This window comes from Collimonas sp. (assembly GCF_035566375.1).
Taxonomy (GTDB): domain Bacteria; phylum Pseudomonadota; class Gammaproteobacteria; order Burkholderiales; family Burkholderiaceae_D; genus Collimonas.
Map to the genome: position 1 here is coordinate 81,706 of NZ_DATMRK010000071.1, position 23,883 is coordinate 105,588.

Annotated in this window: 25 protein-coding genes; 21 read left to right on the top strand and 4 right to left on the bottom strand. The window is 56.7% G+C overall.

Going from position 1 to position 23,883, the window contains the following annotated elements:
• Positions 1-5: 5 nt before the first annotated feature.
• From VNZ60_RS21680 to VNZ60_RS21755, 16 genes are all read left to right on the top strand, one after another.
• On the top strand, positions 6-1,928 hold the full coding sequence (locus VNZ60_RS21680) for an FHIPEP family type III secretion protein (protein ID WP_414648939.1): 1,923 nt from the start codon (positions 6-8) through the stop codon (positions 1,926-1,928).
• 2 nt (positions 1,929-1,930) lie between these two features.
• Positions 1,931-2,551 (top strand): type III secretion system protein SctP, encoded by a 621-nt coding sequence (sctP, locus tag VNZ60_RS21685; protein WP_325662883.1) that lies wholly within the window; start codon positions 1,931-1,933, stop codon positions 2,549-2,551.
• A gap of 77 nt (positions 2,552-2,628) precedes the next feature.
• Positions 2,629-3,708, top strand: coding sequence for a type III secretion system cytoplasmic ring protein SctQ (gene sctQ / locus VNZ60_RS21690; protein ID WP_325662885.1), 1,080 nt, complete (start codon positions 2,629-2,631; stop codon positions 3,706-3,708).
• A complete protein-coding gene (sctR, locus tag VNZ60_RS21695) occupies positions 3,692-4,339 on the top strand; it encodes a type III secretion system export apparatus subunit SctR (protein ID WP_092351181.1) in 648 nt (215 codons plus the stop codon). The genes sctQ and sctR overlap by 17 nt, the downstream gene beginning before the upstream one ends.
• 4 nt (positions 4,340-4,343) lie before the next feature.
• A complete protein-coding gene (gene sctS, locus VNZ60_RS21700) occupies positions 4,344-4,604 on the top strand; it encodes a type III secretion system export apparatus subunit SctS (protein WP_092351180.1) in 261 nt (86 codons plus the stop codon).
• Positions 4,601-5,503, top strand: coding sequence for a hypothetical protein (locus tag VNZ60_RS21705; RefSeq protein ID WP_325662889.1), 903 nt, complete (start codon positions 4,601-4,603; stop codon positions 5,501-5,503). The genes sctS and VNZ60_RS21705 overlap by 4 nt, the downstream gene beginning before the upstream one ends.
• 149 nt (positions 5,504-5,652) lie before the next feature.
• Positions 5,653-6,678, top strand: a complete 1,026-nt coding sequence (gene hrpD5, locus VNZ60_RS21710) for an HrpD5 family protein (protein WP_325662891.1) — start codon at positions 5,653-5,655, stop codon at positions 6,676-6,678.
• Positions 6,679-6,688: 10 nt separating this feature from the next.
• Positions 6,689-6,934, top strand: coding sequence for a hypothetical protein (locus tag VNZ60_RS21715; RefSeq protein ID WP_325662893.1), 246 nt, complete (start codon positions 6,689-6,691; stop codon positions 6,932-6,934).
• Between the two features lie 158 nt (positions 6,935-7,092).
• Positions 7,093-7,242, top strand: coding sequence for a hypothetical protein (locus VNZ60_RS21720; RefSeq protein ID WP_325662895.1), 150 nt, complete (start codon positions 7,093-7,095; stop codon positions 7,240-7,242).
• 83 nt (positions 7,243-7,325) lie between these two features.
• Positions 7,326-7,475, top strand: coding sequence for a hypothetical protein (locus tag VNZ60_RS21725; RefSeq protein ID WP_176992679.1), 150 nt, complete (start codon positions 7,326-7,328; stop codon positions 7,473-7,475).
• A gap of 84 nt (positions 7,476-7,559) precedes the next feature.
• Positions 7,560-7,709, top strand: coding sequence for a hypothetical protein (locus tag VNZ60_RS21730; protein WP_325662895.1), 150 nt, complete (start codon positions 7,560-7,562; stop codon positions 7,707-7,709).
• Positions 7,710-7,795: 86 nt separating this feature from the next.
• The gene (locus VNZ60_RS21735; RefSeq protein ID WP_325662899.1) at positions 7,796-7,942 is read left to right on the top strand and encodes a hypothetical protein; all 147 of its coding nucleotides are present in this window, start codon (positions 7,796-7,798) and stop codon (positions 7,940-7,942) included.
• Positions 7,943-8,028: 86 nt separating this feature from the next.
• Entirely contained in the window at positions 8,029-8,175 is a 147-nt protein-coding gene (locus VNZ60_RS21740) for a hypothetical protein (RefSeq protein WP_325662901.1), read from the top strand.
• Between the two features lie 102 nt (positions 8,176-8,277).
• On the top strand, positions 8,278-8,733 hold the full coding sequence (locus tag VNZ60_RS21745; RefSeq protein ID WP_325662903.1) for a CesT family type III secretion system chaperone: 456 nt from the start codon (positions 8,278-8,280) through the stop codon (positions 8,731-8,733).
• Positions 8,734-8,938: 205 nt separating this feature from the next.
• Complete coding sequence (locus VNZ60_RS21750; RefSeq protein ID WP_325662905.1) at positions 8,939-10,330, top strand: hypothetical protein; 1,392 nt, start codon at positions 8,939-8,941, stop codon at positions 10,328-10,330.
• A 735-nt stretch (positions 10,331-11,065) separates the two neighbouring features.
• Complete coding sequence (locus VNZ60_RS21755) at positions 11,066-11,977, top strand: LysR family transcriptional regulator (protein ID WP_325662907.1); 912 nt, start codon at positions 11,066-11,068, stop codon at positions 11,975-11,977.
• Here VNZ60_RS21755 and VNZ60_RS21760 read toward each other — a convergent pair.
• Positions 11,934-12,200, bottom strand: coding sequence for a hypothetical protein (locus VNZ60_RS21760; protein WP_325662909.1), 267 nt, complete (start codon positions 12,198-12,200; stop codon positions 11,934-11,936). The genes VNZ60_RS21755 and VNZ60_RS21760 overlap by 44 nt on opposite strands.
• A 20-nt stretch (positions 12,201-12,220) precedes the next feature.
• Between VNZ60_RS21760 and VNZ60_RS21765 the strand changes: the two genes are divergently transcribed.
• The 3 genes from VNZ60_RS21765 to VNZ60_RS21775 all read left to right on the top strand — a co-directional run bounded on the left by VNZ60_RS21765 (position 12,221) and on the right by VNZ60_RS21775 (position 15,825).
• The gene (locus tag VNZ60_RS21765) at positions 12,221-13,534 is read left to right on the top strand and encodes an MFS transporter (RefSeq protein WP_325662910.1); all 1,314 of its coding nucleotides are present in this window, start codon (positions 12,221-12,223) and stop codon (positions 13,532-13,534) included.
• Positions 13,535-13,667: 133 nt separating this feature from the next.
• The gene (locus tag VNZ60_RS21770; RefSeq protein WP_325662911.1) at positions 13,668-14,681 is read left to right on the top strand and encodes a M14 family metallopeptidase; all 1,014 of its coding nucleotides are present in this window, start codon (positions 13,668-13,670) and stop codon (positions 14,679-14,681) included.
• Positions 14,671-15,825, top strand: a complete 1,155-nt coding sequence (locus VNZ60_RS21775; protein ID WP_325662912.1) for an ABC transporter substrate-binding protein — start codon at positions 14,671-14,673, stop codon at positions 15,823-15,825. Before VNZ60_RS21770 ends, VNZ60_RS21775 begins: the two co-directional genes overlap by 11 nt.
• Positions 15,826-15,850: 25 nt before the next feature.
• Here the strand turns inward: VNZ60_RS21775 and VNZ60_RS21780 are convergent, their stop codons facing one another.
• From VNZ60_RS21780 to VNZ60_RS21790, 3 genes are all read right to left on the bottom strand, one after another.
• Entirely contained in the window at positions 15,851-16,285 is a 435-nt protein-coding gene (locus VNZ60_RS21780; protein ID WP_325662914.1) for a VirK family protein, read from the bottom strand.
• A gap of 81 nt (positions 16,286-16,366) precedes the next feature.
• On the bottom strand, positions 16,367-17,497 hold the full coding sequence (locus tag VNZ60_RS21785) for a substrate-binding domain-containing protein (RefSeq protein ID WP_325662916.1): 1,131 nt from the start codon (positions 17,495-17,497) through the stop codon (positions 16,367-16,369).
• Between the two features lie 131 nt (positions 17,498-17,628).
• Positions 17,629-19,113: a hypothetical protein gene (locus tag VNZ60_RS21790; protein ID WP_325662918.1), complete on the bottom strand. Its 1,485-nt coding sequence runs from the start codon at positions 19,111-19,113 to the stop codon at positions 17,629-17,631.
• Positions 19,114-19,872: 759 nt separating this feature from the next.
• Between VNZ60_RS21790 and VNZ60_RS21795 the strand changes: the two genes are divergently transcribed.
• Both VNZ60_RS21795 and VNZ60_RS21800 read left to right on the top strand, forming a co-directional pair.
• Positions 19,873-22,122 carry a hypothetical protein gene (locus tag VNZ60_RS21795; protein WP_325662920.1) on the top strand — a complete coding sequence of 750 codons (2,250 nt, stop codon included), beginning with the start codon at positions 19,873-19,875 and terminating at the stop codon, positions 22,120-22,122.
• 614 nt (positions 22,123-22,736) lie between these two features.
• Positions 22,737-23,855 (top strand): type III effector, encoded by a 1,119-nt coding sequence (locus tag VNZ60_RS21800; RefSeq protein ID WP_325662921.1) that lies wholly within the window; start codon positions 22,737-22,739, stop codon positions 23,853-23,855.
• The last annotated feature ends 28 nt before the right edge of the window (positions 23,856-23,883 follow it).

The window sequence follows — 23,883 nt, forward strand, 5'->3', positions numbered from 1 at the left end:
TTTACATGAAATCGTCGCGCCTCTTCAATATCAGCGGCGAAGTCGGCATCGTAGCGCTGGTGATCTCGGTTATCGCCTTGATGATCCTGCCTTTGCCCACTTTTCTGATCGATATGCTGCTGGGCCTGAATATCACCATCAGCATCGTGCTGCTGATGGTGACGATGTACATTCCCAGCGCCACATCGTTGTCGGCCTTTCCATCCTTGCTGTTGTTTACTACCTTGTTCCGTCTGTCGCTTAACATAGCCTCGACCAAATCGATCTTGCTGAACGCCGAAGCCGGCCACATTATCGAGAGCTTTGGCGAACTGGTTGTCGGCGGCAACCTGGTGGTCGGGCTGGTGGTGTTTCTGATCATCGCAACCGTGCAGTTCATTGTCATCGCCAAAGGCTCGGAACGGGTGGCGGAGGTGGGCGCGCGTTTCACGCTGGATGCAATGCCGGGCAAGCAGATGAGCATTGACGCCGACGTCAAGGCAGGTAATCTTTCGGTCGAAGACGCCAGGCAGCGGCGTGCACTGCTGGCCATCGAGAGCCAGCTGCATGGCGGCATGGACGGCGCGATGAAATTCGTCAAGGGCGATGCGATCGCCGGCCTGGTCATCACCATGGTTAACATCTTGGCAGGCATGGTAATCGGCGTCAGCTACCATGGCATGAGCGCCGGCGAAGCTGCCAATCGCTTTTCCGTGCTTTCCATCGGCGATGCGATGGTTTCGCAAATTCCATCGTTGCTGATCTCGGTCGCGGCCGGTATCTTGATCACCCGCGTGGCTGACGAACACAGCCGGCCGCGCTCGCTAGGCATGGATATCGCAGCGCAGCTGTCGACCAACGCGAATGCCCTGTTCAGTGCTTCGGCGATGTTATGCGGCTTCGCCATGGTGCCAGGCTTTCCGACCACCTTGTTCCTGGTATTGGCGGCTGCGATCTTCGCCGGCGGCTACAACTTGCGCCGCAAGCAGCGCCAAACCCAGCCCGATGCCGGGACCGAACTCTCCGCCCTGCTCACCGACGGCGTCAAAGGCGGCACGCCAAGCATCGCCCAGCACGCCCCCGCGTTTGCCGTGCCGCTGTCCTTGCGCCTATCGAAAAACCTGACCGGCCGGCTCGACGAGACGGCCTTGAACCTGGCCCTGAACGAGATACGGCTGCGGCTGGTAGAAGAACTTGGCCTGCCTTTCCCGCGCACTGCTGTCTGGACCGCCGACAACCTGCCCGGCCTGTCGTACCAGATCCTGCTGCAAGAGGTGCCGTTGCCGCCGGTAGAAATGCCGGAGTCAGTCAGTCAACGCGAACAGGTGCTGGCAGACGATGTCTGCAATTCGGTGCGACGTGCAGCGCATCTCTTCATCGGACTGCAAGAGACGCAGTGGATACTGGATCGAGTCGGCGCCGAGTATCCGGGCCTGGTGGCAGAGGTGCAGAAAGTTTCGACCGTGCCGAAGATAGCAGAAGTATTCAGGCGTCTTCTCGAAGAGCACGTACCGATCCGGAATATCCGGGCAATCCTGGAAAGCCTGGTGGCATGGGGCGCCAAGGAAAAGGACGTTCTGATGCTAACCGAATACGTACGCGGCGATCTGGGCCGCTTCATCGCCCACCGGGCGACGGCAGGCACCGGGAAAATGCAGGCGATCGTGCTCGACGCTGACGTCGAACAGACGATTCGCCAGGCTATCAAGCCCACCCCGGCGGGCAATTTCCTGACGCTTGAACCGCAACAGATCGACGCCCTGCTGGAGTCGGTCCAAAGCGCCGTCGGCAGCGAACCTGCGGCTGGCGTCGCGGTTGTTACAGCAATGGATATCCGACGTTACTTCCGGCGCATGATTGAGCAAGGTTTTCCGGCACTGCAGGTGTATTCATTCCAGGAACTGGGAGCGGATGTCGAGCTGCAGCCGGTCGGCGTGGTTAATCTCTAGCCATGGATAACCGCTTCCGGCAGGCCCGCGAATTGCGGGTGCTGCGACTTTCCGCAACGCATTCCGACAACGCTCCAAGCCGCCCCGCACGGCAGCGGACAGCACGTTTCAACGCAGTTCTCGGCGCCGCCCGGCAAGCGCTGACAGATAATACCTACGCTGGCTCCGAAGATCGATCGACCGACGACGACGCGGAGCAGCGGGATGACGCTCCGCCAGTCATGCCTGAGCAAGACAATCAGGCTGCGGCGGCAACTGCGGCAGTTGGCACCGACGCCGAGCGGGATGCGCTCGCCGCCTTGCGCGCGCACATGATCCGGCAATGCTCGCAGGCGGCGGAGGCCGACCTGGTAGTCGAGCATCTGGCTGAGCGCATCGCCAACTTCTGTTCGTCGCCGGCGGTTCAGGGAGGCGGCAACTGGGAAGTAGTCATCGTGCTTAATCCTGCCATCCTGCCTGAGACCCGTCTGCAATTAAAACTTTCGCCTTTCCGGCTGTCGCTTCGCTTCGATTGCAGTAATGCGCGGGCCAATGACCTAATCTGCTTGAACACGGACGCACTGCAACGGCGTCTGCGTTCCCGGCTCGGCGCCAGCCTCGAGATTGACATCGAGCTGGCCTGAAGCCTCTAGAAAAGAGATGGATTCCTATGCATAAGCAAGTTACGCAGCAAGTTACGGAGCAAGGTATGGAGGAAGTCATGGCAACCCCCATCGGCAACCGCTTGCGCTCCTATCCTGCAGCGCTGGCCAGTCTGTCGCGAGGCTTATTCGATGCGCGTAGCACGATGCGCGTGGCGGCCCGCGCCGCCGGCATCGAACTGCGTGCGCTGCCGGCGGCATCGGTCAGCTTCAAACGCGCTGCTACGCTGCGCCTGGATTCTGCCTACGGCGTCCTGACCGCGCTGGTCGATCTGGCCAGTCATCCGGCGCTTGAAATGATCGCGCTCGACACCGACCACCCAAGGCGTATCGCACTGGCCAATCTATGGCTGGCGCCGTTGCTCGACAAGCTGGCGGCGCACGGCTATCCGCAACCAACCGTTGCGGAGCTGGCGCTGGCTGACGATGCGACGCCGGCGCAGGGGCTGGCATTTGAATTCCAGCACGTATCGGCAGACACCTGTCCTGATGTTGCCGATGTTGCTGTGATTGTCGATCTGCCGCCAGCGTTGGCGACGCTGCTCGAGCGGCAATGGCTGACTGCCGCCGGCGCCACGCAAGCATTACCCGCACTATCCCTGCCCACCCATCTGCGGCTGCGCAGCCGCAATTGCAGCCAGGCCTTGCTCGCTTCCTTGCGTTGCGGTGACATCTTGCTCGGCTGGCAGCCACGCGGAAATTACGTGCGCGGCGCGCCTATCGACAATGTAGCGCTGCGCTGGGGCGTCAGCAACGGCTGGTGCGCCAGTGCGCTGGCAAGCGTCGCGGCACACACCATTACCCTGGAGAACAAACCTATGACGACCACCTACAATCTGGACAACGATCAACCTGCGGACCTGGAAGCGGAAGAAATGGGAGACGCGGCGCAGCAGATCTATGTCGGACAGCTTGAGATTCCAGTCCATCTTGAAATTGTTACGCTCAATCTACCCATAGCGCAAATCGCCGCGCTGGAACCCGGCTGCATCCTGGAACTTCCAGTGCCGGTAGACGATGCCCAGATCCGGCTGGTTTCGCATGGCCAGGTTCTGGCGTTTGGCGAACTGGTAGCAGTCGGCGGCCAGCTGGGCCTGCAAATCCACCGCATGGCAGAGCGCAATGAGCGGCACTCCTGATATCGCGTCGCTGCTGATCGCAGCGCTCGCCCTTAGCATCCTGCCGTTCGCCGCGATGGTGGTCACGTCGTACACGAAAATCGTGGTCGTGCTGGGCCTGCTGCGCAATGCTCTCGGCTTGCAGCAAGTGCCGCCGACCTCGGTGCTGAACGGCGTCGCCATCATCATTTCATGCTTCGTGATGGCGCCGGTAGGCATGGAAGCTGTCAAGCACGCGCAGCTGTCGAGCGAACAAACCGCCGGATCGCAGATCATGCCATTGTTCGACGCCGCACGCGAGCCGTTCCGCGCCTTTCTGCGCAAGCATACGTCGGAACGCGAGAAGGCGTTTTTCATGCGCTCGGCGCGCCAGATCTGGCCGCCGGAACGGGCCGCGGAGCTGAAGCCGGACGACTTGATCGTGCTGGCGCCGGCGTTCGCATTGAGTGAGCTGACTGCGGCTTTCAAGATCGGCTTCCTGCTATACCTGTGTTTCATCGTGATCGATCTGGTGATTGCCAACGTGCTGATGGCGTTGGGACTATCCCAGGTCAATCCGAGCAACGTCGCGATTCCATTCAAGCTGCTGCTGTTCATATCGCTAGACGGCTGGTCCACCTTGGTTCACGGACTCATATCCACTTATCGGTGAAGCCATGGAATACGATGCAATCACCCACCTGACGACACAGGCATTGACGCTGGCCCTGCTGGTATCCCTGCCGGTTGTCGGCGTTGCTGCAATCACCGGCCTGGTGATTGCTTTTCTGCAGGCGATTACCTCGCTGCAGGATTCCAGCATCTCGCAGGGCATTAAAATGATAGTCGTGACGGTGGTGGTGGTTATCGCCGCTCCATGGGCCGCCGCCGCCATCCAGAACTATGCGCGTTCCGTGTTCCAGGTGATATTCCCATGAGCATCTCGCGTATCGACAGCTGGAACAGTCCGCACCAGGTGGACGACGAGGAACAGCCGATCCAGCAGCCGATCCAGCTGCCGCTTCCCGGCCACCATCGCCATCGGGCCGCTGCCCTGCGCGCCAGGCGGCAGACGGCGCGGCGCGGCGCCAGCGGGGAACCGGAGCAGCTCGAATCAGGCGCCATGAGCGACGATTTGCTGATGATGCTGGAAGAGCATTCCTCCTCGCAACGTACAGCACTCAACACAATAAATCTTCGTCAATCCAGCGACGATGGCCGCCCATCCGACCGCGACCGGCGCGAGGATCTGCACCAGCGCCGCCGCGATGGTGCAGGCAATGCCGGGCGCGTGCAATTTGATGCGGCGGGTCCGGCGCGCACTATCGACATCATGCGGGCCGCCCGGCGTCCAATCCGCGAACAGGCTCTGCTACTCGGCACATGGCCATTGGCGCATGACACCAATTTGCGGCTGCACGGCCAGGCGGCTGCCGAAACAGCATTGCTCGGAGCACGCGACAGCCTGGCCTCCGGCAAGCCGCAATCAGGCACAACCTATAGGATTCTGGCGATCATGCGCGAATTTTTGCAAATGCCGGTTGCAGCCCGCGCGCAGACAACTACTTTGCATACGGTGCGCGACCGCCTGGTGGCGCTGGTCGAGCCTGGCAAGCAAGCTGTACCGGCAATCATCAGAGGTGGCGATGCGTCTTCCACCGCCCTGCTGCTCCGGTCCGGCCCGGCATCCCGGCGAACACGCACTGCCGCCGAGGAAACCATGAATCTGCTGCTGCCGTTGCTGCTGCTGAACCTGTCCCGCAAGCGTACCGACATGGAACGTGCGATCGGCGTGGCGAAGCTTTCAGCACTTATCCTGCGCGGCCGCGGATGGTAATCAAGTTCGTTCGCGAGCCAATAAATTCGGGCCTTGGCTGCGGGCCTGCAGAACACGAAGATAGACTTATATCAAAGCAGTACAGCAAGGTGAACAGCAGCGCTAGCCTGATTGATCCTGATTCAACAGCAGAACAAGGGAGTTAGTCCATGAAAAAACAGATTCGCGTATTGACTGGCCGTCACTCCGGAGCAGTGATCAATCTGGCCAATGGCGATACCACGATCGGTTGCGACGCCAGGTCTGAAATCCAAATCTCAGACTGGAACGCGCCGGCCATGCTGCTTACGCTGGATGAGCAAGGCAAGGTCGCGATAGGCGTCTTAAATGACAGCGAGCCGCAGGCCCAGTTGGAAGATTTTGAGCCGCGCAGCTTCAGCGATATTGTTCTATGCGCGGGGCCGGCAGAGGCAACATGGCCGTCCGACATCAGCTTGCTGCGCATGGTCTGTAGTCCGCAAGCCAATCAGCCAGCTACTCAGCAAGCCGCGTCGGAGAATTTACCGGACCAGGCGCAGGCATCTCTGCATCCAGTCAAGACTGTCCCCATCTGGGCGCGCCACGCAACCATCAGCTGGCTGGTTCTGGCCTCGTCGGCGCTGGCTGCCGTGACCGCCACCGCGATGATCGTGCCCGGCACGAATCCATTGCGGAGCGGCGCTCTGCCACAACCGCAGGCGTCGCTGGAAAAACTGAAACTGGCTGTGGCGCAGCTGAATCAAGACGATCTGACAATTACCGAGCAAGACGGCGTGCTCAACGTCAGCGGCATCGTCAAGCAGGAAGACGCCGCAGCCAGGATCTATCAGGCGGCGCACGCCTTCGCAGCCGGACATTTGAAGTGGAACGTAAGGGCGGCAGACGAAGTGGTACGCGATCTCAGAGAATCATTGCGCGCCCCCGACGTCAGTGTGCAATACAGGGGCGACGGCGTGTTTGCTGTCACAGGAACCGTACTGCATCCCGAGGCCATCCAGAAAGTTGTAGAACAATTCCGCGCCGACCTGGGGCCGCTGGTCAAAAAGGTCGATGTCAATGTCATGCGCGCCGACGAAATCGCTACCGCTAAGGATATCGGTTCCGCGCTGGCAGTCGACGGCCTGCAATATTTCGCGTCGAGCGACGGTACGAAAAGTTTCGTTTCGCCGCAACACGCTTCGCTCCGTTTCCAATGAGGTGATTGCAATGTACGAATATATGACAGAACCGCTGATCAATACTTTAAATGCGCTACCTAAGTTAGCCGGCGATCCAGCCCATTCCGCCGAGTTGAAGGCGGTGGCACAGGCACTGGAACAGATGGCGCTCAGCGCCGCCGAAGCCAACCGGGCCAGCACAGACCCGAGCGAGCGCCAAAGCGGCGGTGTGATAGTCGATGGATTGAGAGCGGCAGCCGAGTTATGCCGCTCTGCAGTGGAACAGCGTGCGTAATGTTTTTCAGTTTTCAATGCCGTGCGGCTGTTTTTCACGGCATCGACTCAGTTTTGTGTGATGCCCATGCGGGAATTGCACATTTTAACCGGACTCCTCACGGAGCCCATCTAGCCCGCTTCGAAATCGGAGCATGTTTTTCATCAAGGAGAATCAAAATGGCAGGAGCAATTACCGGTCTGGATACAGGTGCACAAATCGCTGAAATTGAAGCAGCAGCGGAAGCAGAAAACGCCATCAACTTGGCTAACACTCTGGCCAAGGTCCACACGATGGGTCTGAAGGCAGCCAAAGATATCGTCGGCTAATCATCGTAAACAACCGGCCGGCGCCTTTCAAGGTGTGGACCAGTCTTTTTTAATTTACATCACTTTCATCAAGGAGAATCAAAATGGCAGGAGCAATCAAAGGTCTGGATACAGGTGCACAAATCGCTGAAATTGAAGCGGCAGCGGCAGCAGAAAACGCCATCAACCTGGCTAACACCCTGGCCAAGGTCCACACGATGGGTCTGAAGGCAGCCAAAGATATCGTCGGCTAATCATCGTAAGCAACCGGCCGGCGCCTTCCGAGGTGTCGACCAATCTGTTTTTAACCTATACCACTTTCATCAAGGAGAATCAAAATGGCAGGAGCAATTACCGGTCTGGACACAGGTGCACAAATCGCTGAAATTGAAGCAGCAGCGGAAGCAGAAAACGCCATCAACCTGGCCAACACTCTGGCTAAGGTCCACACGATGGGTCTGAAGGCCGCCAAAGATATCGTCGGCTAATCATCAGACAGCGGCAGGCCGACACTCGTCCGGGTGTCGACCAGCCTCTTTTTTAAAATACAGCGCTTTAACCTGGGAGCGTCAACATGTCTGCAATCACCGGTCTGAATACAGATGAGCAAATGGACATAATCGAAGCAGCGGCCGCAGCAGAAAACGAAATCAACCTGGCCAACACCCTGGCCAAGGTCCACACGATGGGTCTGAAGGCCGCCAAAGATATCGTCGGCTAATCGTCAGACAGCGGCAGGCCGACACTCGGCCGTGTGTCGACCAGCCTCTTTTTTAAAATACAGCGCTTTAACCTGGGAGCGTCAACATGTCTGCAATCACCGGTCTGAATACAGATAAGCAAATGGACATAATCGAAGCTGCTGCCAAGGCAGAGAACGCCATTGACTTGGCCAATGCTCTGGCCAAAGTCCATACGATGGGTTTCAAGGCCAGCAAGGATATCGTTGGCTAACGGCCTGGCGCCGTTGTTCCGGATATTGCCAGTTTCTTTTGACGATATGCCGTTTATTCTTTTGTCGATCCCTCGATCTCCAATCCCTCTTCCTGTAAATTTATGAGCATAGAACGCCGCGACGAATTGATTCGCGAACTGTGTGCGATCCGGCAAATTGCCGACGTGGACGGTGTGGTGAATTCAGGCTTGCTCGAAATTGACAGTTTCGAGGTGGCGATTGATTATTTCGACGACGACCCAAAAGCCGTCTACGTCAATTTTCAATTGGGCATAGTCACGGCCGGCCGTACGCTGCGCATCTTCAGATTGCTGCTGGAAGCCAACCTTGCCGTCTATGCGCAAGACCAGGCGCAACTTGGGCTGGACGTAGATACCGGCGGCATCGTGCTGATAAGCCGCATCGCCCTGGACGATGAAATCGATGGAAAATGGCTGGTCGACCTCGTCGATCACTATCTCGAGCACGGCCGTTACTGGCGCGACAATATGTTCCAGGCGCGGGACGACATGTTCGAAAATATCGCCTATGGAGAATACGTCTGGATTCGCGCCTGACGGTTCCGCTTTCCACTCTCAGCTCCCCTCATCGCGCTTTTACCCGTTATTCGATACCGAATACTTCCTTTGCCGCCATCCCGGGAAATATTGTCATCCCGTTGTCATCTGTTTCGCTATTTTCCGGCTAATTTCGCCGTCCGCTTTTCAACGGCCAGCATCCAGCCGCGAAAATGTAAGGTCATCACATCATGGAGTAAATAAAATGGAAATCACCAGAAACGCCCCCGCAACATCCCAACATATCGATACCGAAGCTGCTTCGGAACAGCAAGGCAATAGCGCTGCACGCCGCAGCGGCAGCAGATCGCCAACCCGGGAATCGCTGCCCGGATTAGAGTCGCTTTCAGGCAGCGGAAAGAATGCAGCGAGCAGCAATGTTTTCAGCAGCAAAGGAAGCAGCGCACTAGCGGCCCTGACAGTTGAACAAGCTCCCCGCAAGAGCGTCGGCTATAAAGGCGAAGCTAGCAATGCCGCTCTTGCAGCGCATCTGAAGAACTCATTCACCCACGCATCGCAGCTTGACGCCAAGATGGATGAAATGGTGGTCAAGGGTAAATTTACAGTCAAGGACGCAGATACAGTCAAAGTGAAAGATACGCTCGACCTGGTGAAATACGTTAAAGGCCAGGTCCAGACATGGTTGAAAAAACCGGGGACCGAAGCTGCGCTCCATACCCAGGCAACCCAGGCTTTCACCCATAAAATCGGCAAGGAAGATTTATTTCCCGGATGCATCCTGGTGCGTAAGGAAAGCATTCCGGAATCGAAGGCGCATGCGTTTTCCCTGGGCTTGCAAATGGTGCCCAATCTGAATGGCATCGAGGACAACAAAGGCGACGATAATTGTTTTCACATCATGATGTGGGCGCACGACAAGCAAAATCCGGTCAAGACAGAGCTGGATGGAAAAGGCGAAGCAGAACAACTGGAAGCGCGCGGCGGACTCGGCACGTCGAACACCATGCGGGTGCAGGCGTCTTCGATACAGGACGGCCAATACTGGGTCTACAAACCCACCGACAAGAATGTCGGCGATTGGGCGGCGCAGGCGGGTCAAATGTGGCAGGACGTCCCCTACAGCAAAACCATCCTGGGTACTTCGATGAAACCGGGCGACAAATTTACAAAATTTACCGAGGCAGCCAAGAAGGATATCCTGCAGGTGGCGTCGGATCCCTTCACCCATACTCCGCCGCAGGCGCAACCGTCGGACGGCGCCCATTTCTTATCCATGACCCCGAAAGAACGTACTCCAGGGGAAATCTGCTCCAGCGTTGCCGTGCGCTTGTATCAAGCGGCGCACGCCCAGATTGCGCTGGCCAAGCAGGTGGAAAAGAACCAGGAATTGCCGACCGACGACGAAGCAGAGGCGATGCTGGAAAAAATCGTTTCCGAATTTACGGGATTGATGGCCAACAACGCAGAAGGTGTTTCCCCCAAGAGCGTCGAGCATTTCTGCAAAGTCGGAAAGACGGCGGAAGGCGAACCGCAATTTAATTTCCTTGGCGTGTTGACGGTAGACGCAAAGGACGTCCTCTACCCTGAGGCCAGGTACGACTCCAACAACAACAGAATTCCCCCAGCGTCGCACTGATTGCAGTCACCACGATCTGGTCCTTCCCCGCTTAAAACCTGCGTGCGAGTAGTCTCTATGGTGATATCTGCTCATGTATCATTTCAATGCGCTTAACAAACGCAGCTAAGTGGGATCAGCAGCTAAGTGGGATCAGCAGCTAACTGGGGTCAGAGTGAACTTTCTGCGTGCTTTTTGCAGAAACTTCACTCTGACCCCACTTAGCGGGCCACGGAGTACTGCCTCATCGTTAAAAAAAACAAAACCGCGTTGTGCGCCCTGCCTTTCTCCGAATCCGTCATGTGGGGTCAGAGTCAAGTTTCGCGATGAAGCACTGCGAAAGTTGACTCTGACCCCAGATGACTCTTGCCGTGGCGATGTCATGAATCCTGCCCCGCATTTTGTTCCCCGCTTAAAACCTGCGTGATATCTGCTCATGTATCATTTCAATGCGCTTAACAAACGCAGCTAAGTGGGGGTCAGCAGCTAACTGGGGTCAGAGTGAACTTTCTGCGCGCTTTTTGCAGAAACTTCACTCTGACCCCACTTAGCGGGCCACGGAGTACTGACTCATCGTTAAAAAAGAACAAAACGGCGTAATGCGTCCTGTCTTTCTCCGAATCCGTCATGTGGGGTCAGAGTCAAGTTGGCGATGAAGCACTGCAGAAATTGACTAACCCCGTTGACTCTGACCCCAGATGACTCTGCCGTGGCGATGTCTTGAATGATGAAACTCTCAATAGTAAGAGGATAAGAATGCAACTAGCATGGCTGGAGGATTTTGTCGAATTGGCTCGGACACGCAATTTTTCGCGGGCGGCGGAAAATCGTTTTGTCACGTCTCCAGCCTTCGGCCGCCGCATTCGCGCACTGGAAGAATGGGTCGGTGCACCGCTGGCGGAACGCAAACAGCCGGTTTCCCTGACGCCGGCCGGCATGCTGTTTCTGGACGCGGCGACCCATTCGCTGGATGTCTTGCATGCAGCGCGCGCCCAGTTGCAAAACACCGCGCCGCATTCGGAGCAGACCCTGAGAATTGCAACCGGCCGGACGCTGGCGAAAACCTTTTTCCCGGACTGGTGTGAATCCATCAACCAGCGTTTCGGTCCATTCCTGGTGTCGCTCAGCACCGGCGGCGCACAGGAGGGGATCATGCGCCTGGCGTCCGGCGACGTCGATTTGCTGTTGAGTTACGGCAGTCCGTCTACCCGGCTGCTGATCGATCCCAATCTCTACGAATCCATCTTACTGGATCACGAAGTGCTGCTGCCCGTCAGTGCGCCAGATGCAAAAGGACGTCCTCAATTCCGCATTTCTCCAACCGGTGATACACCGATTCCCTGGCTAGCTTACGCTCCGTCATTGACTCTGCGCAGCGTGCTGTCCCAGCATCTGGCGGCTCTGCCGCACAAATTACCGCTGCACATGGTCTGCCAGGCCGATTCTTACGAAGCAATCCTGGAAATGGCCAAGCGTGGCGCTGGCTTGACCTGGTTGCCGCAGAGGCTGGTGCAGGATGAATTGAAGCAGGGCCACCTGACGGTCGCCGGCGGCGCCAGCATGCGGGTCAGTTTCGATATTTCGCTGTACCGCTCGCGCCGCAGCAGCAATGCGCGGGTGGAGGCTATCTGGCAGGGCCTGTCAGCAGCTGCAAAAATAAATAAGTAAGTAAATAAGTAAGTAAATAAATAAGATGATCTTCATGATGCATTGCACCACGCATTGCACTACACATCGCACTAGTTACGCGCACCGCAGCACCAAATAAGCCCTTTTTCAATGGTGCGCAGCACCAGTTGCGTGCACCGCAAATCGGCTGGGCCGAATGAGCAGCGATCGCTGCCGAAATAGCAATGAGCGTAAAAAACATCGCCCTACACTTCTCGCTCATTACAATTCCGGAGATATCTCATGTCAGCACAGTTTCATTCAACCGACATAGGCGCAATGCCAGTCGCAAGGCGCAATCCCTGGAAAGAAATTTGCGCCGCCAGCATCGGCAACGCGCTGGAATTTTACGATTTGCTGATCTACGGATATTTCGCGATTGTGATCGGCAAATTGTTTTTCCCCGCCGCGGACGAGACCACCTCTTTGCTGCTTAGCGTCGGCACGTTCGGCATTTCCTTCGTCATGCGCCCGCTCGGCGCCGTTATCCTGGGCTCGTATGCCGACCGGGCCGGGCGCAAGGCGTCGCTGACGCTGTCGATTCTTTTCATGATGGCAGGCACGGCGATGATTGCTTTCGCACCGACCTATTCCCAGATTGGCATCCTGTCGCCGTTGATCGTCATCGCTGCCCGGATGCTGCAGGGTTTTTCAACCGGCGGCGAATTCGGTGCGGCGACCGCTTTCATGGTTGAGCATGCGGACGCCAAACGGCGCGGCTTCTTCGCCAGCTGGCAATTATCGACACAAGGCCTGGCCACTGTACTTGCAGCCGGCGTCAGTGCGCTTCTCAGTTATGCGTTGACGGAGAATCAGTTGAATGACTGGGGTTGGCGGCTCGCCTTTTGCGTTGGCTTGCTGATAGGACCGGTTGGCCTGTACATCCGCAGCCAGATCGACGAGACACCGGAGTTCAAGAAACTTGCCGCCGTCAAGCCAGAGAAATCGCCATTGAGGGTAGTACTGGTTAACGATCGTTTGAATCTGTTGCTGGGCATCGGCGTGGTTGCTGGCGCGACTGCGTTCAACTACGTCCACAAAGTGTACATGCCGACTTACGCGTTGAAGCAATTGCATATTCCCGCGACGTCTTCATTTCTCGGCGCGATGGTGACAGGTTTCGTCCTGATGGTGACGGCGCCGATGTTCGGCACACTGTCTGACCGCTATGGACGATTCCGGGTACTGTCAATTGCGATGATGATGATCGGCGCCACTTCCTACCCGCTGTTCCTGATGTTGACCACCTGGCCGACGGTGACGACCCTGATCATGGTCCAGGCGGTAGTCGGCGTGTTGCTGGCCGCATGCCTTGGACCGATACCGGCAATGCTGTCGGACATTTTCCCGACCAGCACCCGCGGCACCGGATTAGCGCTTAGCTACAACTTTTCAGTGACCATATTCGGCGGCTTTTCGCCTCTGATCGTTACCTGGATGATTGCCTTCAGCAACAACAAGATGGCGCCCAGTTTTTATGTAATGGCAACCGGCTTGATCAGCATTGTCGCGGTGCTTGCACTGGGCCGCCGGATGGCGCGCCGCAAGTCATTTTAAGATCCCGGCGTCTGTCAGCATTTTTTTGTCAGTACTTTTTGTCACTACGCATTCACATTATTTCTGCCGGATCGCCAAGAGCGTCCGGCATTTTTTCGCATTTTTTGCATTTTTTTTTGCTGGAGTGGAATCTATGAATACCTTGGAACAAATTCGCGCCAAGTTGCAAGTCTATCCAATGGAGGTGACGTTTCCCGACATCCGCAGATGGCAGCACGGAAATACCGGCGTCGATTACGTCCATGCATTTGACAGTGGCGTCGCCGGTCCGCACGTGATGATCATGGCGCTAACCCACGGCAACGAAGTCAGCGGCGCGATCGCGGTCGACAAACTGCTGCGCGGCGGATTGCACCTGCTTAAAGGCCGCGTCACACTCGGTTTTGCGAATGTCGAGGCCTATCATCGTTTCGATAGCAAGAATCCGGACGCAAGCCGTTTTATCGATGAAGACTTGAATCGCGTCTGGTCGGCAGCCCGCCTCGACAGCCACGACGACACCTTGGAATTGCGCCGCGCGCGGGAATTGCGTCCAATCATCGATAGTGTCGATTTTTTGCTGGATCTGCATTCGATGCACGAAGAAGCGCCGCCGTTATTGCTAAGCGGGCCGTTGCAAAAAGGCATCCGCTTTGCCGCGGAAATCGGCATACCGGAACATGTGATCGTCGATGCCGGTCATCCAAACGGAAAACGGATGCGCGATTATGGCGGCTTTGGCGACGCAGCCAGCCCGAAGAATGCGCTGCTGATCGAGAGCGGACAGCATTTTTCACTCCAGAGCCAAGGCGTTGCACTAGATGCCGCGTTGCGCTTCCTGATCAAGACCGGAGTCGTCGCGGCAACCAAGCTGGATAATTTTTTGATGCAAGGCGAACTCTTGACCCAGCACTTTTTCCAGGTAACCCAGCCGGTCGTCGCGGACACGACAGATTTTGAATTTACTCAAGATTTCCGCGGGCTGGAGTTGATCAAGCACGCCGGCAGCGTCATCGCGCGCGACGGCGAACGGGAAATTTCCACGCCTTACGACAACTGCGTCATCATCATGCCGTCGCTGCGCCATGTGGCGCCTGGCGTGACGGTGATGCGCCTGGCCAAGGTGCTTGACGATCATTTAATAGTAAGAACTCAAAATGCGACGTAGACAGCTTATTATCAGATTGGCCGTATTCGCGGCAGCGGCGCATCTATTCTTTTCGGCACATGCCGCCGAGCAGACCGACATCGTTCTTGGTCAATCCGCGCCGTTAAGCGGCAGTTTCAGTGAAATGGGCGAAGCCTATCGAGACGGCGCGCAAATCTACTTTGAAAAAATCAACAAGGAAGGCGGCGTAAACGGCCGCCGCATTCGTTTAATCACTTTGGATGATGGCTATGACGCAAAACGCGCTCAAGCCAACACCACAGAATTAATCGAACGGCATCAGGCACTAGCGTTGTTCGGCCACATGTTCACCAATACGGTCTTCGCTTCGCTGCCGATAGCCACTGCTGCCGGCGTACCGTATGTAGCACCGTATGCTGGCAATGAGTCGCTATATGCACGGCCGGTAAATCACATCCTGTTCATGACGCGAGCCAGCTACTCCACTGAACTGGACGCTCTGTTGCGCCATGTACAGACAATGGGATTATCGCGGGTGGCGCTGGCGCGCTACGATACCGCCGGCGGTTTCGCCTTGCAAAAAGACCTGGAAGAAAAATTGAAGGCAATCAAGCTGGCGCCGGTCGGCGTCGCGACGATGCAGCTCAACTCTTTGCAAGCGGCCGATGCGGTACTCAAGATAGTAAAGATGCATCCGCAAGCGATCATACTCGGCGTCTCCGGCGATGACGCCGTGGCCTTCGTGCAGCAATTCAATCAGGCTGCCGATAAGGCGCCGGTTCAATTTCTGGCGCGCAGTCTTATCGGCGGACATCAGCTGGCTGTAAAACTAGGTAAAGAAAGCAGAGGCATCGTGATATCGCAAGTGGCGCCGTCGCCGTTCAATGGCGAGACCCATATCTCCCGTGAATATCAGGCTGCATTGAAAACCGCGAATGCAGCTGGACGTAAATTGACGGCGAGCTATATAAGTTTTGACGGCTACATCGCAGCGAAGGTATTAGTCGAAGGGCTAAGGCGCGCAGGACCGAATCCCAGCAGGCCGGCTCTGGCCAAGGCGTTGGAAACGATGCATCACTGGGATGCTGGCGATTTCATCGTGAATTACGATGAAACCGACCATGCAGGTTCGAAATTCGTCACGGTTACGGTGATCGGCGCGGGCGGTCATTTCATCGAATGACCGGGAGCGTGATTCAATTAGTGATTCAATTCATGAAGAACGCGACGCCTTTGTTTACCGCACACGCATAGCTGATTTGCTCAGCCTTGCGGGTATACGACGGCAACGAAAACACATCCATCGTAAACGTCACGGCTTGATCCGGCTTGACCTGATAGCGCAGGAACTGCCAGATAGGCTGGCCGCTGCGGTCAACCGTGGCATGGCCGTCGGCGAAGCTGAGCGTGCCGTCCGCAAGAATCCGGTATGCCTCAATCTTGAGGCCGCCGCGGACTGTGCCGGGGGATGTGGCGCCGGCGCCAGGAACGCATTTGGCAAGATCCAGCACCACCGAGATCGGCACACCTTGACCGAGAGCATCTTCCACGTCGGCGAGACTTGATAATTGAGCTGTCGGATTGGCATGGACGGAAAGCGCAAACGCCATGCCTGAAATTGCGATAAATAGACTGCGATGCATGCAAGTGTCCTCTTCTGAAAGTTATAAAAACGGATGAATCCTGGGAACTGTTTCCCCAGGGTCTGTTATCAGGGTGCGGCGCTATTGCCCAGCCTTTATGCGTCGCGCGCTGCTGATATAGCTTGATGCGGCCAGCGGCACGAATCCGGAAAAGCGCGCGTAGCGGTCACCGTTCTCGAACAGATAGCTGGCGAACGCCGTGACTTCAGGTTTGGCTAATGCCGACTGGGCGATATACACGTACAGCAGCCGGGTCAACGGCTCATAGGCTCCCGACAGCACCGAACTTGCATCCGGTATTACAGCCCCTTTTCCGAAATTGACTGGCATCGGACGGACATTGCCCTTGTGTTCGACCAGCGCACCAAGAGAGACGAAGCCAATGGCGTTGATATCTTCCGATACCGCATCGATAATCTTGTCATGGTCGCTGAATATCGTGGAGTCGCCACGCAGGAAGCCGCGCATGGCGTTCACGCGCTCCGTGAAGAACATGGTCGTCCCGGACTTGGTGTCGGGTGATACGATCTTCAGCGGCGCATCGTTGTAGGCGATTCTCACCTGGTTCCAGCGTGTTATTTTGCTGAAAGATTCGGGATGAAAAATTGATTTCAACTCTGCCATCGTCAAGTCATTGGCCCAATTGTTCGACTTGTTGACGATTACCGCGACAGCGTCGTAAGCGATTGGCAGCTCAAGATAGGAAATCTTTTTATCCGCACACGCTTTGGCTTGATCGGCCTGTATCTTGTTCGATGCCGGCACGATATCAGCCGCGCCTTTGCAAAGGTCCTTGAGTCCGACACTGGTTCCCCTGAACTCGGCCTTGATATCGCTTTTACTGCCGCGCTGATATTGCGCAATGGCAGTGGTGATCAGATTTTCTTCCGTATCGGAACCGGAAATACGAACGTCGGCATGCGCCAGTGTCGAAATCAATCCAAAAACAAAAAACAGCGTAGCGCTGGCCGAGCGGAGATACGTGCCACAAATTTTCATCTTGCCTGCTTCCCTATTATTGATATTTTTCACAAACCATAGACAAGTCAGTATGCCGTGGCAGATGTGGAAAGCTATCGGGAAAGGTAGGTTTTTGGGTAGGGCTTTTCCTACGATATCTGCGACCTGTTTGCAGCTGCGCCAATCACGTTCACGCGCGGCGACAACTATTCGCTTTCGTACGTGTCTATGGCCGTTTGCGCTGGATAACATAGTTGTACGAACATTCCGACGTAGCGAAGACTAAGGAGGCGCCGATCGGAACGCCATGTCTCGACCTCTGATCTGCACTGAGGTCGTAGGCATGGCCCTTGGTATATTCTTTCACCGCATAGCAGCATGGACTACGCTGCCGGTCCCCGATTGTCCTCCGGCATGTCAATCACGTGATACTCCGCTGCCGCGGCCATAGGCGGATTGGATTGATGAATCATGTTGCCAACCCTATTTGCTGCCTCGCCCGCTTTATCAATTGCGGTATCGGCGAGAACATCGGTCATTGTCCATGCCGCAAATACCGGCGCGCTGGTGATCGTCCCGACCGTTTCCTGGATGGCAGAGATGCTGGCTGGATCCATGCCCGCCTTTTTCGCTGCGATTCCGGCCGCGGCTTTTGCTGTGGAGACCCCGGCAAAACCGCCGGCCAATACACCGTTTGTCAAGATACGTTTGGCAGTCAATAGTTCGCGCGCCCCGCTGAGCGTGTCCGTCGCGATATCCACTGGCAATCTGGCGGCACGCTTCAATCCATTGATGCCGGCATCGGTCCATGTGGTTTTTTTCAGGCTATCGAAATGCGCTTCCCAATCAGGACGGCCGAGCAGATATTCAGGGCCAACACGATGATTCTTCTCATTGAACGCATTCATGGCGACATATGCGGCCGCGCCGGCGACGGGACCTCCGGCAGCCGCCATCCAGGAGTCAACCTCAGTTGCCACAGCCGCGCCCGCTTTCTTGACAACTGCCGGAACGACAGCATTTCGCAGGATGTTGCGTCCGGTATAGGTCTGAAACGAAGCCGAGATTTCGAGAGCTTGCTTCATTAGATTGCCTGTTGCCCCTTTTGCTTCAGCCATCACCGGCTCCAGCTGTTCCGCGTCTGCCTTCATCCATTGGGTATTGCCGGTCGATTTCTCCAGCATTTTTGCGCCCGCGGTATCTGCAGCGCCAGAAAACGCGCCGGCAATTGCGCCGCCTTGTGCCGGGTTTTTTGCGGCCGCGGTCAATACCTGCCTGGCGTCCAGCAATCTTGATGCAATCGCAAACGGGACTGATCTCACGTAGCCAACGGTAGCTTGCGCGACGCGATCCATGTTAGTTCCTTTTGACAGGATCTGATGGATACTTTCAGGTGTTTCGCGCTTTTCATCGAGTCTGTTCGCTCTCTCGTTGATCAACAATTCGAAAGCTTGATGGTTGCCTTCATTAATATGCGGCGCAAATATTTCATGCAGTTGCGCTGAGATTGCATCCCTGTTCGGAATCTGAATTACTTCCTCTCGCAGCTGAATGTTTTCAGCATTCAAGGGTGCAGTTGGTTCAGCCTCGTCTGCAAGCATGCCTCCCATTTCGATTGCAATATGGGAGGCCCCGGCCATTGCCGAACTTTCCGCAGTGGGAGAAAGAGGCGCTTTCGCAGTTGAGGACGAACCGAAAAAATGTTTTCCAGAGAAAATGGTGGAGAGCTTTTTTCGGCTGGCGACAGTTTTCGGAATCAGCGGCTGCGGAGAACCTTCCGCAATTGGCGAGCCGCCGATTCGAGAAAGCGCCAACTGCTCATCGAAAGCTGTTTTCTTCCCCTTGTCTGAGAGGACGTCGAGATTCAATTCCCCGCTGTGATGCCGCAGTGACGAGCCAACGGTGGCCCGTCCGCTCCTGCTTCCACTTCCGCTTCCACTCCTGCTTCCGCTCCTGCTTGACGATGCTGAAATTCGTCTGCCGCTGTCTGTGCGTCCTTCAAATCCGATACTGGAAGACACTGATATCCTGGCGCTTTCCACTCTTCCTTCATGGCCTATGCTGGAGGACACTGAATGTCGGTTACTACCAGTATTTAGCTGTGCAAGCCGCGTTAATTCGCCTGAGCGCGCAATCGGGCTGCGCGATCTCGACCTTTGGCTGGAACCGCTGGTACTCGTTTCGACGTTCTGCGTAGTCTCGGCGTTCTCGGACGCAATCGTGGACTGGGGTAGGTTTTGTATATGCATTTCTGATACTCCATAAAAGACCTTCAAGGGTCTGGGTCATAATTTCCTGTCAAATAGTCTCGTCTATCAATCGATATCTGCCATCCGATATTCAATCGCTCGATATTTCCAATTGGAAATTTTTATGTCGTTCTCATGCTGCTACATATGACCAGCCAAGCTCTTCAAGATGCGAAACAAAGTGGCCCTGAACGAATAGATACTTGAGATGCCATTAGGGCGTAGCAAAGCATCGGAAGCTGGGCGATTTTGAGTACTTGTCAATAGTCTTCGGAGCAGGCGTTCCCGTTTCGCGGCGGCAAGTCTGGTTGGACACTTATTCCGGAATAATTCGCCAAAGCGCCATCGCGCGAGCACACAGATTTCGGGAAAAATGCAATGCAGAGCGGAAAAATCAGTGATCATCACGTCCCCATATCTGCGGAACCGGCTATCGCCGCACAAGAAGAAACCGGCGCCAATGCCGGCGAGCGTTCTGGCGCACGAGGTCGGGAAGGCGCAGGGCTGTCGGCGGCGGCATTGGCAGGGTTACCACCGCCGTCGGCGCACCAGGCGCAGACGCGGCCGGCATCCTCCGGACGGTCGAGGCGCACCGCGTCGCTTCCGCAGGCTCCGGCGAATAACGCACCGACCGTCGCGGAACACGAAAAAGCGGTGAAGACTGCGCTGAAATATGGCGAAACCTGGCAGGTGCTGGTCAACGGATCGATGACGCATATGGCGCAGCGATTGAAGCTCGCTGAAGCGGGCGTGAAATCCGCCGAATCCGGCCTGGCAGGGCTGGGGGGACTGAAAGGGAAAATCGCTAATGACCAATACGAAGAAATAAAAGGCGTCTTGCACGTGCGTAGCGCTCAGTCGGCAGAGTACGGCGTCAATGCAAGCTCGGATCAGGTTGCTCAGTGGTCTTGGCAAGGAACGCAAGGCGCCCAAGGGCCTTCATCTCATGGCGGCGAGGAACTAATCGGAACGCAGGAAGAGTTGGCCGCCATGGGCCGGGCGCTGGGCGAACTGCGGGGCTTTCACGAAGTGGTTACGAAGCATGGCGGCATCCTGCACGAATTCGTTTGTCAGTGTGAACAGGCCGAGGTCCATGAGAATATGTTGCAGCAATTGCCTGTCGTCAAATCCGGCGCGGCCGCGGCCAGGAAAGCGCTGCTGGCAATCGCCGGTCACGCGGTTACGGTCAACGTCGATCGCCTGGTCATGCTTTGCCTGCGCTTCGGCGGCATGGAATTCTTGCATCTCATGCAGCGCGTGATGGGACTCTTGGACGCCATATCCAATCGGAGCAGCGATACCGAGCAGGCGATAAGAACCCTTGAGCGGGGTGATGAACTCAGTCCAGAGAAGCGCAGTGAGTACCAGGCACTCGCCGCCGCATATGCCGACCAGCTTAACGCGGCAGGAGAGCTTTTTTGCCTGGACGCCGCCAGCATGCCGGAAATGAGCGACAACTCTGATATCTGGCAATATTCGCTGGAGATGGCCCATGCCATTTCCGCGTATCAAGCGTGCTTGCGCGAGGTGTGCGAGCCGCACCGCGGTGACACTCCTTCCACAGCGTTGCCAGAAGCGCCGCCCGAGAGTTCGGCGAGTTTGCCGGCTGATACACCAGCATGGCCGACTTCGGTGAATGCTCCCACCCGATCGAATAAGCCGGCATCCGGCAAGGTCAAGAAGTCGCACGGACGCGGCAAGCAAGTGCTGAAACAAGCCGCTGCACGTCCGCCAGCCGTCGCGCCATCGACGTCTCTTGTCCAAACCTCTCATGTCCAAACCTCTCATGCCCAAGCCGATACTGCCGTATCGGCCCCGCGTGTTGAAATTCCGGCTGAAATTCCTGCGCAGTCTCCAGCACCGAAGGCGCACGATGGTCTCCAAGGGATGATCGAGCGAACCTTGAAAAAGTGTCCGATCGACCTCGATGTTGCGCAGAGCTTGAGCGGTGATGTCGTCGCCCTTGCACAATCGATAAAGAAGAACACGGGAGGCATTGAGGCCCTGTACGGTCCGCGCAACGATCCAATGGATGCAGCTGATTTCGTCCGTTCGTCAGCGCAAAACTGGTTCGGCGACATCGCCCGTCTGCGCGCAACGAGCGACGAGGCACGCAAGTCTCCGGTTATAGATAAAGCCACTATCGCATTGCTCGGGAGCCGCCTGCAGGCGTTGGAAATAATTCACCAAAGCATGGACACTCGGGAAGGGGACGCACTCAAGCGCCACAAATTCCCCAAGGGAAAACACGTGAGCCGCTTGCTGCAATTGGGTGAGATTGAAAGCGTACGCCCCCCGCTTCAATTGCCGTCGGATAAAGATACGCTCTACGAAATACGCATCCAGCCCAAACCGTTGTCGAACCGCGAACGGGCGGCGCCGGTGTTCCTGCACTTGCATAGCGACAAATACATCAGTGGCAAGGAGGTGTTGAAGCAGCCACTCCGTGCGTTCGCGGCAGCGCATCTGAAGACGGATGAACAAAAGAACCTGGGGTCGAAATACGACGCAATGTCGCGCGCATTGCATAAATACGATGACAGGAACCATAAATCCGACGAAAAGATCCATCGAGGTTATGTCACTTCGGCGTTGCTTGACCAGCTGCGGAGCTGGGTTCATGCCTAGAAGCCAGCGCAGCTCGGTACAGCAACAGGCATGCGCGAAAGCGGGACTGAGACGCTCGCTTCGCCAAACGAAACGTCGGTTCGCAATGCCGCGTCGACGCCGGGGAGCGTCGACGTAGGCTGTCCTTGCTCCATCAGGAGACGAACCGGGAACCAGCCTTGCCGGTTTCCGGGTGGAACGCGATGCACACCGGGAGTTCAACCTGGCGTGTATTCGACATTCCGTGAGGAATGTCCTAGCACCATTGTCCTAGCACCATGTAACACCGCAACGTAAGCCGGATGTTCAGCAACAGGCGATGATATCTTTTCAGCCCCAATCCCAACGAGGAGACCAGAATGCATAAAAACGTAACAGACTCAGCTCGATCATATTCGATGCCCCACATGTCTCAGGAGGAAGCCACCTCCAGTCGAGAGCAGCCGCCCCGGCCTGCCCGGCAGAAGTCTCGGCCGACTACCGATTTCCTGCGCAGCAACCTGCCACCTGCCCCACGCCCCAAGGAGCGAAGCGATGAAGGTGAGACCAGCCGACTCTTTGGCGGCACGTCGTCGGCTCCTGTCTCGGCTCGATTCGATTCGGCACGCCTTGGTAGCGTGCTTGGCCACTCGCCCGTGGATCAGCATCACTCGAACTCGAGGCCAGCGACAGGCAACCCGGAATCTTCCCATACCCGCACCGGCAGCACGGCCGACCTGGAGTCTGGCATCGTCGAACATCCCGCAGTCGAACATCAGACGAGGACGGGGGCAGGCCCAGCAACGGCTGCGGCCGCGGACGGCTCGGACCTTTCCGCGTCCGAAAAACTCAATGCCGGTCTGTCGTCGGTCATGCAGCAATTCCTCGTCAGCGGCGTGAGTTGGGGCGTTTCCCGCAAGTTGTTCGAGGAATTCGTTCCGGCAGTCGGACAACTGATCGGCAGCAAGACCAGCGCCACCGCAGGCGCCGCTTACGGGCAGATTGCCGGTGCGGCACTGGGCAACCTGCTTGGCGGCGTAGCACTGGGCGCCACACACTACATGACTGAGCATGGCGTGAAAAAGATCAGGCTTGCCATCGGCAAAGGCAGCGAATATGCGCCCAAGGTCTCCGGCGAAGCGATGAAACAAGCCATCTTCATTGCCACGTTCACTACCTTCATGGCCTGCAAAAGCATGGCAAGATCATCCCTTCCCAAGCAAAAAAACGGCGAACAGGACGCCGCGCTTGCCTATGCATTGGACATCGCGTTTTCCGCGTTCGGCGGCGCCGCTGCTGAGGGCATCACGCAGTCGCTAGCCAAGGGCTTCGGCAAGATCTCGGCGAATTGGTCGTGGGACGAGTTGAAATCACGCGTGATCGGAGGAACTGCAGCCGGAGCGGCCAGCGCCTTGGGAGACATCAGCACAGACCTCAACAAGGCAAGGAGCGATCTTCCCGGCAGCTCACTCGCCGCAGCCGGCGTGGGCGGCGCGATAAACAGCGTCATGGCGCTGGGATCCTGGTTCCTGGTCCGAAAAGTGATGAACGATCATTACGCGGCTCAAGCCTCGCCAAGCGCTGCGGCATCCGGCGCCACCCAGCCGGGGCCGATTCGGAGCGCAGAAGCAGTGGCAGTCCCGCACGATCCACATGCATTCTCGCCGGAAGAAATAGTGCAATTGGAACAGTTCGTCAGTAGCAGCGTTCCTCTCACAACGGTCAGCGATTCGATGGCGGCCGTCCAGATGGCGGAACAGCTCGCCCGGGAATAATACAAGCGTCAGCGCAAGCGTTCAATTA

What these genes read in the sequence shown, in the direction of transcription:
- VNZ60_RS21680 (WP_414648939.1), top strand. Translation starts at nt 6, where the DNA reads ATGAAATCGTCGCGCCTCTTCAATATCAGCGGCGAAGTCGGCATCGTA.
- sctP (WP_325662883.1), top strand. Translation starts at nt 1,931, where the DNA reads ATGGATAACCGCTTCCGGCAGGCCCGCGAATTGCGGGTGCTGCGACTT.
- sctQ (WP_325662885.1), top strand. Translation starts at nt 2,629, where the DNA reads ATGGCAACCCCCATCGGCAACCGCTTGCGCTCCTATCCTGCAGCGCTG.
- sctR (WP_092351181.1), top strand. Translation starts at nt 3,692, where the DNA reads ATGAGCGGCACTCCTGATATCGCGTCGCTGCTGATCGCAGCGCTCGCC.
- sctS (WP_092351180.1), top strand. Translation starts at nt 4,344, where the DNA reads ATGGAATACGATGCAATCACCCACCTGACGACACAGGCATTGACGCTG.
- VNZ60_RS21705 (WP_325662889.1), top strand. Translation starts at nt 4,601, where the DNA reads ATGAGCATCTCGCGTATCGACAGCTGGAACAGTCCGCACCAGGTGGAC.
- hrpD5 (WP_325662891.1), top strand. Translation starts at nt 5,653, where the DNA reads ATGAAAAAACAGATTCGCGTATTGACTGGCCGTCACTCCGGAGCAGTG.
- VNZ60_RS21715 (WP_325662893.1), top strand. Translation starts at nt 6,689, where the DNA reads ATGTACGAATATATGACAGAACCGCTGATCAATACTTTAAATGCGCTA.
- VNZ60_RS21720 (WP_325662895.1), top strand. Translation starts at nt 7,093, where the DNA reads ATGGCAGGAGCAATTACCGGTCTGGATACAGGTGCACAAATCGCTGAA.
- VNZ60_RS21725 (WP_176992679.1), top strand. Translation starts at nt 7,326, where the DNA reads ATGGCAGGAGCAATCAAAGGTCTGGATACAGGTGCACAAATCGCTGAA.
- VNZ60_RS21730 (WP_325662895.1), top strand. Translation starts at nt 7,560, where the DNA reads ATGGCAGGAGCAATTACCGGTCTGGACACAGGTGCACAAATCGCTGAA.
- VNZ60_RS21735 (WP_325662899.1), top strand. Translation starts at nt 7,796, where the DNA reads ATGTCTGCAATCACCGGTCTGAATACAGATGAGCAAATGGACATAATC.
- VNZ60_RS21740 (WP_325662901.1), top strand. Translation starts at nt 8,029, where the DNA reads ATGTCTGCAATCACCGGTCTGAATACAGATAAGCAAATGGACATAATC.
- VNZ60_RS21745 (WP_325662903.1), top strand. Translation starts at nt 8,278, where the DNA reads ATGAGCATAGAACGCCGCGACGAATTGATTCGCGAACTGTGTGCGATC.
- VNZ60_RS21750 (WP_325662905.1), top strand. Translation starts at nt 8,939, where the DNA reads ATGGAAATCACCAGAAACGCCCCCGCAACATCCCAACATATCGATACC.
- VNZ60_RS21755 (WP_325662907.1), top strand. Translation starts at nt 11,066, where the DNA reads ATGCAACTAGCATGGCTGGAGGATTTTGTCGAATTGGCTCGGACACGC.
- VNZ60_RS21760 (WP_325662909.1), bottom strand. Translation starts at nt 12,200, where the DNA reads ATGAGCGAGAAGTGTAGGGCGATGTTTTTTACGCTCATTGCTATTTCG.
- VNZ60_RS21765 (WP_325662910.1), top strand. Translation starts at nt 12,221, where the DNA reads ATGTCAGCACAGTTTCATTCAACCGACATAGGCGCAATGCCAGTCGCA.
- VNZ60_RS21770 (WP_325662911.1), top strand. Translation starts at nt 13,668, where the DNA reads ATGAATACCTTGGAACAAATTCGCGCCAAGTTGCAAGTCTATCCAATG.
- VNZ60_RS21775 (WP_325662912.1), top strand. Translation starts at nt 14,671, where the DNA reads ATGCGACGTAGACAGCTTATTATCAGATTGGCCGTATTCGCGGCAGCG.
- VNZ60_RS21780 (WP_325662914.1), bottom strand. Translation starts at nt 16,285, where the DNA reads ATGCATCGCAGTCTATTTATCGCAATTTCAGGCATGGCGTTTGCGCTT.
- VNZ60_RS21785 (WP_325662916.1), bottom strand. Translation starts at nt 17,497, where the DNA reads ATGTTATCCAGCGCAAACGGCCATAGACACGTACGAAAGCGAATAGTT.
- VNZ60_RS21795 (WP_325662920.1), top strand. Translation starts at nt 19,873, where the DNA reads ATGCAGAGCGGAAAAATCAGTGATCATCACGTCCCCATATCTGCGGAA.